Raw genomic sequence first — 13,821 nt, 5'->3', positions numbered from 1 at the left:
CTCAAAGTGCTTCGGCGGTGCCGAGAACGGCGGTGGCCTGGCTGGACAACATGCCGCCGTTGCCATGCGCGATGGCGGTGTGCGCGTTCTTCACCTGGCGCTCGCCGCATTCGCCGCGCAGCTGCCGCACGGCCTCGATCAGCGCGAAGATGCCGTACATGCCCGGGTGCACGCAGGACAGCCCGCCGCCGTTGGTGTTGACCGGTAGCCGGCCGCCCGGGGCGATGGCGCCGTCGGCGACGAAGGGGCCGCCCTCGCCCTTGGGGCAGAAGCCCAGGTCTTCGAGGAACAGCAGCGTGTTGATGGTGAAGGCGTCGTAGAGCTGCACCACGTCGATGTCCTTGGGCGCGAGCCCCGCCATCGCGAAGGCCTCGCGGCCCGACTGGCTGGCGGCCGTGACGGTGAGGTCCGCCATCGAGGAGATCTGCCGGTTCCACACCGCAGTCGCATTGCCGAGCACGTAGACCGGCTTCTTCGGCAGGTCGCGCGCGCGCTCGGCGCTCACCAGCACGCAGGCGCCGCCGCCGTCGGTGACCAGGCAGCAGTCGCGCACGGTGAGCGGGTCCGACACCATGCGCGCGCCCAGCACCTCCTCGCGCGTGAGCGGTTCGCGCATGAAGGCCTCGGGGTTGAGGCGGGCCCACGCACGCGCCGCCACCGCCACGTCGGCGAGCTGCTCGCGCGTGGTGCCGAACTCGTGCATGTAGCGCGAGGCGGCCAGCGCGTAGGCCGATACCGGCAGCATCGGCTCGTAGGGATGCTCGTAGGGCTGCGGGTCGAGGAAGCGGCGTGCCGCCACGATCTCGCGCCGGCCGAAGGCGGCGCTGCGCTGCGCGCTGCCGTAGCAGATGAGCACCGCGCTGCACTGGCCGGCGCGGATGGCCTGCATCGCGGGCAGCAGGTGCGCGATGAAGCTGCTGCCGCCGAGCATCGTGCCGTCGATGTAGCGCGGGTTGAGGCCGAGGTACTCGACCACCGGCAAGGCCCACATCGCGGCCGAGGCGCTGGCGGTGCACAGGCCGTCGATGTCGCTCATTGCGAGCCCCGCATCCGCCACGGCCGCGCGTGCCGAGCGCGCCAGCAGTTCCATGTCGGTAAAGCCGGGCATCTCGCCGCAGCCGAAGGTGGCGACGCCGGCGATCGCGGCGCTGCCGCGCAATGCCTTCAATCCGGCGCTCATGCCTGCGCTCCTTCGATGGCGTCGAACAGCACCAGGCCGCGGCCATCCTTCACCTGCACCCGTGCCTTGACGCGCTGGCCGATGCGCACCGCATCGGGCGCAAGGTTGTCCACGCGGCTCATGAGACGCACGCCTTCGTCCAGATCGATCAGGCTGACGTTGAGGTCACCGCCGTCCGCCGGCTTGCGCCGCACGGTGGTCACGGCATGCACCGTGCCGAGGCCGCTGAAGCGCTTCCATTCGAGCGCGGTGCTGCCGCAGTGCGGACAGCCCTCGCGCGGGTAGTACACATAGCGGCCGCAACCTCCGCAGCACTGGAGGACGAAGCGGCCGGCGTCCAGCTCGCGCTGATTGAAGGCCTGCACGCCTTCGTTGAGAGTCTGCATGGTCATGGTCGCTCAGATCGGGTCCCAGCTGAACACGTCGGCCGAACGCTCCAGGTCGTAGAAGCTCGCCTTCAGCGCCGGCAGCGCGTGGCTGGCCACGGTCTGCGGGCTCCAGCCTTCGCTGCTGTGCACCGAGCGCACCGGCCTCGGCTGGCTCATGAGGAAGATCTCGTTGTTGCGCACGGCGAAGATCTGGCCGTTGACATCCCCGGCCGCATCGCTGGCCAGGCAGACGGCCAGCGGCGCGATCTTGGCGGGCGTCATCTGCTTCAGGCGATCGACGCGCGCCTGCTCTTCGGGCGTCTCGGTCGGGATCGAGCCGATCATCCGGCTCCAGGCAAAAGGCGAGATGCAGTTGGAGCGCACGTGGAACTTCTGCATGTCGAGCGCGATGGACTTCGACAGCGCCGCGATGCCGAGCTTGGCCGCGCTGTAGTTGGCCTGGCCGAAGTTGCCGACCAGCCCGGAGGTGGAGGTCATGTGCACGAAGCAGCCGCTTTCCTGCTCCTTGAAGTGAGTGGCCGCGGCGCGGCTCACATGGAAGCTGCCGTACAGGTGCACCTTGATGACCGCGTCCCATTCCTCCGCGCTCATCTTGTGGAAGAAGCGGTCGCGCAGGATGCCGGCGTTGTTGACGATCACGTCGATGCGGCCGAAGGCCTCCACCGCCGTGCCGACGATGCGCGCCGCGGAAGTCTGTTCCGACACGCTGTCGGTGTTGGCCACGGCCTGGCCGCCGAAGGCCTTGATTTCGTCGACCACAGCCTGCGCCGGGCCTGCGTCCTGGCCTTCGCCGCCCACCGAGGCGCCGATGTCGTTGACCACCACCCGGGCCCCTTCGCGCGCCATGGCCAGCGCGATGTCGCGGCCAATGCCGCCGCCGGCACCGGTGACGACGACGACCTTGTTCTCCACCATCCTGTTCATGCGTTTCACTCCTTTTCCGTGCGCGCCGGCCACTGGAAGGCCGGCGGCTCCTTGTCGAAAAAGCGCTGGACCGCCTCGCGGTGCGGCGTGGTCTGGAAGCACAGCGCCTGGCCGTTGGCCTCGGCCTCGAAGGCGGCCTCCATGGCGCCCGCGTCGAGCGCGATGCGCTTGACCAGGCCCACGGCCAGCGGCGAGGCGCCGCCGAAGCTGTCCGCCAGGGCCAGCGCCCGCGGCAGCAGCGCGGCCTGCTCGTGCTGCTCTATGGCGATGCCGAGCGCCAGCGCCTCGCGCGCGTCCACTTCCCTGGCCGAGAGGAACAGTTCGCGGGCGCGCTGCGCGCCGACGATGCGCGGCAGGGTGTAGGTGGCGCCGCAGTCGGGGACAAGCCCGATACGCATGAAGACCATGCAGAAGCGGGCGCGCCGCGTGACCAGCACGAAGTCCGCCGCCAGCGCCAGGCTGAAGCCGGCGCCGTAGGCCGCGCCGTCCACCGCGGCGATGACGGGGCGGTCCAGCGACAACAGCTCGCGGAAGATCGCGTGCGTGCCCTGCATGCGCGCGCGCAGGCCGTCGCTCTCCAGCGTGCCGGCGGCGGCGATGCCGCGCAGGTCGCCGCCCGCGCAGAAGGCGCCGTTGGCGCCAGTGATCACCACGGCACGGATGCCGCTGTCGGCCTTGACCTGCGCGATGGCGGCGGCCAGGCCCTCCTTCAGCTCGGGGGTGAGCGAGTTGCGGGTGGCGGGGTTGTCGAGGGTGACGACGGCGGTGGTGCCGCGGCGCTCGAAGCGAACCGGGGTCTCGCTCATTTGGATTCCTTGTCCGCCGCGGCGCGATCCTGCTCCTGCAGCTCGCGCCAGAGGATCTTGCCCGTGCCCGACTTGGGCAGGGCGTCGATGAATTCCACGACACGGGGCGCCTTGTAGACCGCCATGCGGCCGCGCGCCCAATCGACGATGTCCTGCTCGGTCACCTCGCCGCGGAAGGCGGGCTTGAGCGAGACGATCGCCTTCACCGCCTCGCCCTGCCTGGCGTCGGGCACGCCGATGATGCAGGCCTCGTGGATCGCCGGATGCTCGTACATCATGTTCTCCACCTCGGCCGGCCAGACCTTGTAGCCCGAGCTGTTGATCATCCGCTTGAGGCGGTCGCGCATGAAGAAGTAGCCTTCCTCGTCCATGTGCGCCAGGTCGCCGGTACGGAAGAAGCGCTTGCCCTCCAGCTCGAAGAAGGCTTCGCGGTCGGCCTGCGGATTGCGCCAGTAGCCGATGGTGTTCTGCGGCGCATGGGTGACCAGCTCGCCGACCTCGCCCTGCGGCAGTTCCTTCAGCGTCTCGGGGTCCACGATGCGGGTGTCGACGCCCTGCGCCGGGATGCCCAGGCATCGGCGCTTGCCGCGCGCGAGCGGGTTGGCCTGCAGGAAGGATGCGGTCTCCGTCAGGCCGTAGCCCTCGTTGTAGGTGATGCCCCAGCGCTGCTGCATCATCGTCGCCACCGCTTCCGGCATCGCCGCAGCGCCGCCGGACAGCAGGGTCAGGCTGGAGATGTCGCGCTGCGCGACCTCGGGATGCGAGAAGAAGTCCAGGATCATCGCCGGCGGGGCCGTCCACGCGCTGACGCGATGCCGCTCGATCAGCCGGGCGGCCAGGGCCGGATTCCACCGCGGGAGCATCACCGAGGTGCCGCCCAGGAAGATCGGCATGTTCATGCCGTTCTGCAGGCCGAGCATGTGGAACAGCGGTGCAACCGCGAGCACCACCGTCTCGCAATGCAGGCCCTTCCAGACATGCGAGGCGGCCAGCGAGGCGATCACCGTCTGGTGGGTGTGCATGCAGCCCTTGGGGTGGCCGGTGGTGCCCGAGGTGTAGGGCAGGATGGCGAGGTCTTCGGGGCGGATGCCCGAGTCGGCGCCGTCGCCTTCGGCCGGCATGCTGTCCCAGCCTGTGCAATCCGGGCGCGAGATCGGACGCAGCGGCTCGAGCACCCAGTCGGGGACCTCGTCGGCGCGCTCCCCCATGGCCTCGGCGTACGCGTGCACGACGATCCGGTCGAACAGGCCCGGCTCGAAGTGATCGAGCAGCTCCTGCGCCACGAACGCGATGCGCGCGCCGCTGTCCTCGGCGTAGTAGCGGACCTCCCGGGCCTTGCTCATGGGATTGACGGGCACCACGACGCCGCCCGCGCGCAGGACCGCGTAGCAGGCAATCACGAACTGGGGGCAGTTCTGGCTGGCCACCAGCACGCGGTCGCCGCGCCGCAGCTGGAGCGTGCCGCGCAGCCAGGCCGCCATCGCGGCCACGCGCCGCTGGAGCTCGGCGTAGCGGATGACGCTGCCGCAGTAGACGATGGCGGCCTTATGCGGATAGCGCCGCGCCGCGAGCTCGAGGCACTCGGGCAGCGTCGTCTGCGGCACGACCAGCTCGCGCGCGACGCCTTTGGGCCAAAAGCGGAAATGCGGACGCTCGGGAACAGTTCCCCCACGCTCCCCCACTGCGTGTGGGTCGCCGCCCCCCAAGTGGGCCCTCGCGCCTTCGGGCGGCCGTGCGGCGCTCACCATCATTGCTTCTCCATGGCGCGGGCGATGATTTCTTTCATCACCTCGTTGGCACCGCCATAGATACGGCCGACGCGCACGTCGGCATAGAGCCGCGCGATCGGGTATTCGTTCATGAAACCGTAGCCGCCGTGCAGCTGCAGGCACTCGTCGACGATGCGGCAGCAGGCGTCGGTGGTCCACCACTTGGCCATGGCCGCCGTCGGCACATCGAGCTCGTTGCGCATCAACCGGGCGATGCAGTCGTCGACAAAGGCGCGTGCCACCTGCGCCTGTGTCTCGCACTCGGCGAGCTTGAAGCGGGTGTTCTGCATCTTCAGGAGCGGCTCGCCGAAGACTTGGCGGTCGCGCACGTAGTCGAGCGTGTCGCCGATCGCGCGCTGCATCGTCGCCACCGCGCCGACGGCGATCAACATGCGCTCGCGCGGCAGCTGCGCCATGAGCTGCGCGAAGCCGCGGCCTTCCTCGGCGCCGAGCAGGTTCTCGGCCGGCACGCGCACATCGTCGAAGAAGAGCTCGGTGGTGTCCAGCGTCTTCTGGCCCATCTTGTCCAGCAGCGGCCCGCGGCGAAAGCCTGCCGTGCCTTCGGTCTCCACCATCAGCAGCGAAATGCTCTTGGCACCGTCCGCGGCGGCATCCGTCTTCGCGGCGACGCAGACCAGACCGGCGTGCATGCCGTTGGTGATGAAGGTCTTGCTGCCGCTGATGCGCCAATCGCCGCCATCGCGCCGCGCCTGCGTCTTGATGCGCTGCAGGTCGGTGCCGGCGCCGGGCTCGGTCATCGCGATGGCCGCCACCAGCTCGCCGCTGGCCATGCGCGGCAGCCAGCGGCGCTTCTGCGCCTCGGTGCCGTAGGCCAAGACGTAGTGGGCGACGATGCCGCTGTGCACGTTGTTGCTGAAGGCCTGCGCCATGGCGCGCATCTGCTCCTCGCAGATCACCGCCTCGTGCAGGAAGCTGCCGCCGCCGCCGCCGTATTCCTCCGGGATGCTGGCGCACAGCAGCCCTGCCTGGCCGGCCCGGGTCCAGATGTCGCGGTCGGCATGGTGCTGCGCGCGCCAGCGCGCCTCGTTCGGGACGCACTCGCGCTCGAAGAAGCGGCGCGCGCTGTCGCGCAGCATCTCCAGCTCTGCCGTCATCCAGGGCCGGCTGGGGTTCATCACGGCCGCCCGCCTCCGCAGACCAGCACCTGCCCGCTCACATAGTTCGACTCCGGAATGCAGAACATGTAGACCGCGCCGGCCGCTTCCTGCGGCGTGCCGCCGCGGCCCAGCGGAATCATGGCTTCCGCGTTCTTCAGGATCTGCGGATTGACGCCCACCTTGATCTGCCGGCCCTCGATGTCGATGCTGGCGCCGGCGCTGGCATCGGCCTCGGTCAGCCGGGTCTTGATCAATCCGAAGGCGACGCTGTTGACGTTGACCTTGTAGCGCCCCCACTCCTTGGCCATGGCCTTGGTCAACCCGTTGATGCCGGCCTTGGCGGCCGCGTAGTTGGCCTGGCCGGCGTTGCCGTAGACGCCGGAGGTGGAGGAGATGTTGACCACCTTGCGGAACACTTCGCGGCCTTCGTTGGCCTCGCGCTTGGCGGCATCGCGGATGAAATTGGAGGCCGCGCGCAGGATGCGGAAGGGCGCGGTCAGGTGCACGGCGAGCATGGCTTCCCACTGCTCGTCGGTCATCTTCTGCACCACGTTGTCCCAGGTGTAGCCGGCGTTGTTGACGATGATGTCCAGGCCGCCGTAGGTGTCGACGGCGGTACGCACGAAGCGGTCGGCAAAGCCGCTGTCCGTGACGCTGCCGGCGCAGGCGGCGGCGCTGCCGCCGGCGGCGACGATGTCGGCGACGGTCTGCGCGGCAGGTTCGGCGTCGAGGTCGTTGACGACGACGCGCGCGCCTTCGCTCGCCAGCTTGAGCGCGATCTCGCGCCCGATGCCGCGGCCGGAGCCGGAGACGATGGCGACCTGGCCTTCGAGTTTGCGGTTCATGTGTTGTCTCCTGTGTGCTGTGTCAATTCCAAGCGATGAGCGCCTCGCCGGTGAGCTTGTGGATGCCGTCCTGGTTGGCCGTCGCGATGTGCAGCCGCACGCAGCGCCTGCCTTCGTGTTCGAACTTCTCGGCAACCTTGCCGGTGCAGCTGATGCGCTCGCCGACATGGGTGATGGCGGCGAAGCGCACATCGAGCGAGCGAATCGCCGACTGCGGCACCCAGTTCGTGAGCAGCCGTCCGAGCCAGGCGGCGGACAGCATGCCGTGCGCGAACACGTCGGGCATGCCGGCGGATTGGGCGAAGTCGGTGTCGACGTGGATCGGGTTGTGGTCGCCGGAGGCACCGCAGTACAGCGCGAGTGCGAGGCGGGTGATCGGCGGCAGTTCGAGCGGCGGGAGCGTGTCGCCGGGCTGCAGCGTGGTCCAGTCCGGAAGGGTGGTAGTCATCGTCATTGCTGAAGGCCGGTTGATTGAGTGCGGGGGCGGACCGAGGGCGCCGGGTGCCCGATTCCGCTCATGTCCCCCGCAGCGGGCTGCGGCCGCTGCTCCTCCTTTACTTCGCTCCATCGGGCACCCGCCGCCCTCGGCCTGGACGCGCCCGTGTCGTTCAACCCATGAACACCCACCACGTTTGAAGGATCAGGCCGGTGGGGCGCGCTGCGCAGCGAAGTAAAGGAGGAGGCGGCCGCAGGCCGCCGGGGGACATGAGCGGAGCAGCGCGCCCCGCCGGCCTGATCCCGCCCCGAAACCGTGTCACCCATTGCGCACCACCGTCACGCAACGCAGCTCGGCCACGAGTTCGTCCCGCTGATTGCTCACGCGCGTCTTGCGCACCACGAACTCCAGCGCGCCGTTCTTCTTGTCGTAGATGTCGTCGATGCGCTGCTGGAATCTCAGCGTGTCGCCGGCATAGGCCATCGCGTGATAGTTGAAGCCCTGCTCTCCGTGCAACAGGCTGCGGTAGTCCATGCCCAGCAGCTCGCGGATGGCGGCCGGGTTGGGCGATTCCATCTCCAGGCAGAAGAGAAAGGTGGGCGGCACCGGCAGGCCCGGATGCCCCGCGTCGCGGGCCGCGGCCTCGTCGATGTAGACGGGATCGGTCTGGCCAGTGGCCTTGGCGAAGAAGCGCAAGCGGCCCTTCTCCACTTCCACCTGGAAGGGCGGCAGCGTGTGGCCGATGTGGCGGCGATCGATCATTTTTTATGCAACCTGGTAGAGCGTCACCACGCAGGCGCCGCCCAGGCCCAGGTTGTGCTGCAGCGCGAGCCGCGCGCCTTCCACCTGGCGCTGCTCGGCCCGGCCGCGCAGCTGCCACACCAGCTCGGCGCATTGCGCGAGGCCGGTGGCGCCGAGCGGATGGCCCTTTGACAGCAGGCCGCCGGAGGGGTTGGTCACCACGCGGCCGCCATAGGTGTTGTCGCCCTCGACGATAAAGCGCTCCGCCGTGCCCTCGGGCGTGAGGCCCAGCGCCTCGTAGGTGATCAGCTCGTTGGCGGTGAAGCAGTCGTGCAGTTCCACCACGTCCAGTTCCTCGGGGCCGATACCGGCGTCTTCGTACACCTGCTTCGCAGCGGCCGCCGTCATGTCGTAGCCCACCAGCTTGCGCATGTCCTGGCTCTCGAATGTGGATGGCGTGTCGGTGGTCATTGCCTGCGCCGCGATCACGACACGCATGTCCAGGCCGTGCTTCTTCGCGAACTCGGCCGAGCAGACGATGGCCGCGGCCGCACCGCAGGTCGGCGGGCAGCACTGGAAGCGGGTGAGCGGATCGAAGACCAGCGGCGAAGCCATCACCTCGTCCAGCGTCAGCGTCTGGCGGAACACCGCCAACGGATTGCGCGCCGCATGCTGGCGCGCCTTCACCGAGATGCGGCCGAAGGTGTCGCGGCGGATGCCGTGCTGCGCCATGTAGTCGCGCCCGGCGCCGCCGAAGAACTGTGCTGCGCGCGGCGCTTCGGGGATGAAGCCCTGCTTCTGCGTCATCACCTCGGCGAAACGCGCCATCGGCGAAGGCCGGTCATCGTACGCGCCCTTGAGCGCGCCGGGCTGCATCTGCTCGAAGCCGAGCGCGATGGCGCATTCCACCGCGCCGCTCTCGACCGCCTGGCGCGCGAGGAACAGCGCGCTCGAGCCGGTGGAGCAGTTGTTGTTGAGATTGAAGACCGGAATGCCGCTCAAGCCGACGCCGTAGATGGCCGCCTGGCCGGCGGTGGAGTCGCCGTAGACATAGCCGACGTAGGCCTGCTCCACCAGGGGGTAGGCTACGCCGGCATCGTCTAGCGCGAGCTTCGCCGCGCGCGCGCCCATCACGGTGTACGGGTCGCTGGCGCCGGGCTTGGTGAAGGGGATCATCCCCACGCCGACCACGTGGACGGGGCGCTGCATACGTGTCATGGAAGCTCCTGAATGGATGGGAGAAGTCTCGGCCGCGGCACGCGCTTCAACAATCGCGGATCGGGCCAAAACGATTGGCCGAAACGCTCATGCCGGATCGCGGTAGCGGAACGTGCCCATGGCGCGCGCCGCCACCTCGCCGCCGGCGTCGGTGACGGTGGCTTCGCAGAAGCACACCGAGCGGCCGCCGCCGGTGGCGCGTCCCAAAGCCTTCAACCGCCCGCCGCTCGGCCGCATGAAGGCGATGTGCATGTCGACGGTGACGACCTCGCGCGCATAGGCGATGCGCGAGAGCGCGGCATGCGCCATCGCGCTGTCGAGCAGGGTCATGAGCACGCCGCCGTGGCCGCTCGCGTGGTTGTTCAGCAGTTCGGGGCGCAGTTCCACCGACACCACGGCTTCGCCGCCCTCGGCGCGCTCGACCCGCAGGCCGAGGTGCTCGGAAAAGGGGACGTAGCGCTGCGGGCCGCTGCGCGGCCGGTCGCCCTCCTCCGGCTGCTGCGCGCTCGCGAGGTGCAGGCTCATGCCTTCTCCCGCTTCGAGGCAGCGGCCGCCGCGGTGAAGTCGCGCGGGCCCGTCAGCGCGAGACCGCCATCGACCGGAATGACTGCGCCGGTAATGTAGGAGCCCCAGTCGCTGGCCAGCAGCATCGCCATGCGGCTGATGTCCTCGATGCGGCCCAGGCGCTTCAGCGGCACGCGCTGCGCCATCGCGGCCATCGTCTCGTCGGTGGGCGCGAGGCGCTTCAGGCCCTCGGTGTCGGCGATCGGCCCGGGCACGATGGAGTTGATGCGGATGCCCTGCGGCCCCCACTCCAGCGCCAGCACCTGCGTCAGCATGTCCACGCCCGCCTTGGCCGCGCACACGTGGGCCTGGAAGGGCGTGGGGATGAAGGCCTGCCCGGCGGAGATCTGGATCACACAGGCGCCGGGCTGGCGCAGGTGCGCATGCGCCAGCCGCGCGACGTTGAAGCTGCCCAGGAGGTCGATGTCTACCACCGTCTTGAAGGCGTTGGGCGACATGTCGAGCGCGCTGGCAAGGAAGTTGCCGGCGGCGCCCGAGACCAGCACGTCGATGGGGCCGAAGCGCTCGGCGGCCTGCGCGAAGGCGCGCTCCAGCGCCTCGGGCTGGCGCACGTCCGCCGGGATGCCGATCGCTTCGGTGCCGAGAACCTCCAGCTGCTGCGCGGCCGTCGCCACCTTGTCCGCCGAGCGGCTCAGCACCGTGATGCGCGCGCCGGCGCGCGCGAAGGCCTGCGCGATGCCGAAGTTGATGCCGCTGGAACCGCCGGCCACGAACACGTGGCGGCCCTGGAAGTCGAAGGCGGAAAAGTCCATCGCGCTCACTCCGGCTTGAAGCCGAGCTCGGCCAGCATCTTGGTGTCGCGCTCGAACTGGGCCTTGGCGTAGGCGGCGTAGACCTCGGCGTCCATCCACTTGGGCTGCATGTCGAACTGCTCCAGCTGGCTCAGATACACCGGGTCGGCCGAGGCCTTGCGGAAGGCGGCGGCCAGCCGCGCGGCAATCTTCGGATCGAGGTTCTTCGGCGCCGCCAGGCCGACCGGCGAGTCGATGACGAGGTCGTGCCCGAGCTCCTTCACCGTCGGCACGCCGGGATAGCGCGCGAGGCGCTCGGCGGTGAATGTCGCGAGCAGCCGCACCTTGCCGCCCTGCACCTGCGCGCCGAAGCCGGGGTCGCCGTAGACGTCGAGGTGGTGGCCGATCACGGCGTTGAAGGCTTCGCCGCCGCCCTTGAAGGGCACCATGTTGAAGGTGGTGCCGTTCATGCGCGCGAGACGCTCGCCGTAGATGCGGTTGATGCTGGTGGCGCCCACCGTGCCCCAGCTGATCGCGCCGGGGCGCTTCTTCGCATCGGCGAGCAGTTCGTCCAATGTCTTCCACGGCGCGTCGTTGGCCACGACGATGCCGGTGACCATGCCGAACAGGCCGGCGATGTAGCTGAAGTCGCGCAGCGGATGCCAGTTGATCTTGTGCAAGAGCGGCGCGCGGATCACGGAGTTGTGGATCACGGCCAGCGTGTAGCCGTCGGATTCGTTCATCACGGCCACCGAGCCGGGACCGTTGATGCCGCCCGCGCCCGGGCGGTGCATCAGCACGACCGGCTGGCCGAGCTCGCGCGAGGCCGCCTCGGCCAGCGGGCGGAAGATCGGATCGAAGGAGCCGCCGGGCGGGAACGGCATCACCAGCGTGATCGGCTTGGCGGGAAACGGGTCGGCGGCGAGCGCGGGGCTGGCCGCGGCTGCGGCGCCGAGCGCGAACAAGGCGCCGAGCGCCGAGCGCCGGTACAGGGAGCGGTTGAGCATGTTCATGGTGTCTCCTGGTTATCGGGTTGGCGGTTCAAGAAGCCTGCGGCAGCGGCAGGTAGCGGAACGTTCCCTGGGCCTGTGCGACGACGCGCCCGCCCGCATCGGTGATCGAGGCGCGGCACCAGGCCACGCCGGTGTCGTGCTGCACGACCTCGCCGTCGGCCCTGAGCCGGCCGCGGCCCGGCTCGAGGAAGCTGGTGTTGAGGTTGAGCGTGACCGCCGTGCGGGCGAAGTCGAACACCGACACGGCGGCGCTGGCCATGACCACGTCGAGCAGCGTGACCAGCACGCCGCCGTGCATCGCGCCGACGACGTTGCCGAGCTCCGGACGCTCGTCGATGACGACGCGCGCGCGGCCGGCTTCGGCGAACTCGCGCCGCGCATCCAGCAGCTGCATGAAGGGCACGCGGCCGAACAGGTTGCGCCGGTCCCCGCCCGCGACCGGCTTCATGCGCGCACCTGCTCGCGCAGCACGTTCTTCAGCACCTTGCCGGCGGCCGACATCGGCAGCTCGCGCAGGAAGCTGATGCCGCGCGGGCACTTGTAGCCGGCCAGGCGCTCGCGACACCAGGCGCGCAGTTCATCCTCTGTGGCATTGGCATCGCCGGCCATCACGACCGCCGCATGTACCGCCTCGCCCCAGCGCGCATCCGGCACGCCGATGACCGCCGCCTGCGCGACCCGGGGATGGCTGCGCAGCGCTGCCTCCACCTCGGCGCAGTAGACGTTCTCGCCGCCGCTGATGATCATGTCCTTCAGGCGGTCGACGATGAAGAGATGGCCGTCGCTCAGCATGCGGCCCGCATCGCCGGTGTGCAGCCAGCCGTCGCGCAAGGCGGAGGCCGTCGCCTCGGGGTTGCGCCAGTAGCCCTGCATGACCATTGGCCCGCGTGCCAGCACCTCGCCCACTTCGCCGCGCGGCAGCTCGCATCCGCGCTCGTCGGCGACGATGATCTCGGCGCCGAGGCCGGCGCGGCCGACGGCGTTCAGCAATCCAAGCGCGCGTGCCTCGGCCCGGTGGTTCGCCGGCAGGTTGATGCACACGGCACCTGCGGTTTCAGTGAGGCCATAGGCCTGGAAGAACTCGGCGTGCGGCCAGGCGGCCAGGGCGCGGTCCAGCAGGTCCGGCGGCATCGGCGCGGCACCGAAGGCGATGCGATTCAGGCTCTGCACACGCTCGGGCGTGAAGGCGGGATCGTCGAGCAGCGACTGCAGCATGCTCGGCACGACGATGATGTCGCCGATGCGGTGCTCCGCGACCGCCTCGATCACCGCAGCGGGGCGGAACTGCGCCATCGTCACGCAGTGGCCGCCGGCGATCAGCTGGCCCACCAGGCGGCCGAGGCCGGCGACGTGGAACAGCGGCGCCACCAGCAGCGAGACCGAGTCGGGCGCGTTGTTCAACTCGGCGGCCCGGGCCATCGAGGCGGTCCAGAAGTTCGCATGGCTCAGCATCACGCCCTTGGACCGCCCGGTGGTGCCGCCGGTGTAGAGGATGGCGGCGAGCGCGTCGCCGCCGGTGCGCGTGTCGGCCAGCGGCTCCAGCCTGGCGCCCTCTTCTTCCAGCGCGCTCAGCTCGACCAGCGCGGGCCCGTTGCGGGGTGCGAGCGCTGCCAGCGATGCGTCGACCAGCAGCAGCGCGGCTTCGCTGTCCTGCAGCGCGTGCGCCAGCTCGGGCGTGCTCCAGCGGATGTTCAATGGGCAGGCGGCGGCGCCCAGCCACCAGCAGGCGAGGATGGCGCGCACCAGCCGATCGCTGTTGGGCGCGAGCAGCGCCACGCGGTCGCCGCGCCCGATGCCGCGCTTCGCCAGCGCCGCCGCCTGCAGGGCCACGCCCTTCATCAGCTGCGCATGCGTATGACGGCGCGTGCCGGCATCGTCGAGGTGCGTGAGTGCGGTCTTGTCGGGGCAGCGCTGCAGCGCACGATGCAGGCCTTGGGTGAGATACACGATGGAGTCCCCAGGCTTGTTGTGGTGCAGGCAAGCTTAGGCAAGGCTGCGGCCCGGACCCATGGCGAGAAGCGCCAAATGTCTTGGCGAAAGCGCTCATGCAGACGTGTGCTTGAGAC

At 69.8% G+C, this 13,821-nt stretch carries 15 protein-coding genes; all 15 read right to left on the bottom strand.

All coding sequences use genetic code 11. From position 1 onward, the window contains the following. Position 1: 1 nt before the first annotated feature. Positions 2-1,180 (bottom strand): thiolase, encoded by a 1,179-nt coding sequence (locus AC3A6B_RS23695; protein WP_487839090.1) that lies wholly within the window; start codon positions 1,178-1,180, stop codon positions 2-4. Further along, on the bottom strand, positions 1,177-1,572 hold the full coding sequence (locus tag AC3A6B_RS23690; protein ID WP_487839089.1) for a Zn-ribbon domain-containing OB-fold protein: 396 nt from the start codon (positions 1,570-1,572) through the stop codon (positions 1,177-1,179). The genes AC3A6B_RS23695 and AC3A6B_RS23690 overlap by 4 nt, the downstream gene beginning before the upstream one ends. A 6-nt stretch (positions 1,573-1,578) precedes the next feature. Next, a complete protein-coding gene (locus AC3A6B_RS23685) occupies positions 1,579-2,484 on the bottom strand; it encodes an SDR family NAD(P)-dependent oxidoreductase (RefSeq protein ID WP_487839116.1) in 906 nt (301 codons plus the stop codon). 14 nt (positions 2,485-2,498) lie between these two features. After that, positions 2,499-3,299, bottom strand: a complete 801-nt coding sequence (locus tag AC3A6B_RS23680; protein ID WP_487839088.1) for an enoyl-CoA hydratase/isomerase family protein — start codon at positions 3,297-3,299, stop codon at positions 2,499-2,501. After that, positions 3,296-4,903 carry a long-chain-fatty-acid--CoA ligase gene (locus AC3A6B_RS23675; RefSeq protein WP_487839087.1) on the bottom strand — a complete coding sequence of 536 codons (1,608 nt, stop codon included), beginning with the start codon at positions 4,901-4,903 and terminating at the stop codon, positions 3,296-3,298. Before AC3A6B_RS23675 ends, AC3A6B_RS23680 begins: the two co-directional genes overlap by 4 nt. Positions 4,904-5,046: 143 nt before the next feature. Next, complete coding sequence (locus AC3A6B_RS23670; protein ID WP_487839086.1) at positions 5,047-6,204, bottom strand: acyl-CoA dehydrogenase family protein; 1,158 nt, start codon at positions 6,202-6,204, stop codon at positions 5,047-5,049. Beyond that, positions 6,204-7,031, bottom strand: a complete 828-nt coding sequence (locus tag AC3A6B_RS23665; protein ID WP_487839085.1) for an SDR family NAD(P)-dependent oxidoreductase — start codon at positions 7,029-7,031, stop codon at positions 6,204-6,206. Before AC3A6B_RS23665 ends, AC3A6B_RS23670 begins: the two co-directional genes overlap by 1 nt. Before the next feature lie 22 nt (positions 7,032-7,053). Next, entirely contained in the window at positions 7,054-7,479 is a 426-nt protein-coding gene (locus AC3A6B_RS23660; RefSeq protein WP_487839084.1) for a MaoC family dehydratase, read from the bottom strand. 306 nt (positions 7,480-7,785) lie between these two features. Next, positions 7,786-8,229 (bottom strand): MaoC family dehydratase N-terminal domain-containing protein, encoded by a 444-nt coding sequence (locus tag AC3A6B_RS23655; RefSeq protein WP_487839083.1) that lies wholly within the window; start codon positions 8,227-8,229, stop codon positions 7,786-7,788. 3 nt (positions 8,230-8,232) lie between these two features. After that, positions 8,233-9,417, bottom strand: a complete 1,185-nt coding sequence (locus AC3A6B_RS23650) for a lipid-transfer protein (protein WP_487839115.1) — start codon at positions 9,415-9,417, stop codon at positions 8,233-8,235. Positions 9,418-9,513: 96 nt separating this feature from the next. Then, positions 9,514-9,951 (bottom strand): PaaI family thioesterase, encoded by a 438-nt coding sequence (locus tag AC3A6B_RS23645; protein ID WP_487839082.1) that lies wholly within the window; start codon positions 9,949-9,951, stop codon positions 9,514-9,516. Further along, positions 9,948-10,763 carry an SDR family oxidoreductase gene (locus tag AC3A6B_RS23640; protein ID WP_487839081.1) on the bottom strand — a complete coding sequence of 272 codons (816 nt, stop codon included), beginning with the start codon at positions 10,761-10,763 and terminating at the stop codon, positions 9,948-9,950. Before AC3A6B_RS23640 ends, AC3A6B_RS23645 begins: the two co-directional genes overlap by 4 nt. Before the next feature lie 5 nt (positions 10,764-10,768). Beyond that, positions 10,769-11,755 carry a tripartite tricarboxylate transporter substrate binding protein gene (locus AC3A6B_RS23635; RefSeq protein WP_487839080.1) on the bottom strand — a complete coding sequence of 329 codons (987 nt, stop codon included), beginning with the start codon at positions 11,753-11,755 and terminating at the stop codon, positions 10,769-10,771. A gap of 28 nt (positions 11,756-11,783) precedes the next feature. Beyond that, the gene (locus AC3A6B_RS23630; RefSeq protein ID WP_487839079.1) at positions 11,784-12,203 is read right to left on the bottom strand and encodes a PaaI family thioesterase; all 420 of its coding nucleotides are present in this window, start codon (positions 12,201-12,203) and stop codon (positions 11,784-11,786) included. Further along, the gene (locus AC3A6B_RS23625) at positions 12,200-13,702 is read right to left on the bottom strand and encodes a class I adenylate-forming enzyme family protein (protein WP_487839078.1); all 1,503 of its coding nucleotides are present in this window, start codon (positions 13,700-13,702) and stop codon (positions 12,200-12,202) included. The genes AC3A6B_RS23630 and AC3A6B_RS23625 overlap by 4 nt, the downstream gene beginning before the upstream one ends. Between the last annotated feature and the right edge of the window lie 119 nt (positions 13,703-13,821).

This window comes from Variovorax sp. Soil_C_33 (assembly GCF_057656935.1).
The sequence above is the reverse complement of the archived record's forward strand: the minus strand, read 5'-3'. Positions and strand labels throughout refer to the sequence as shown.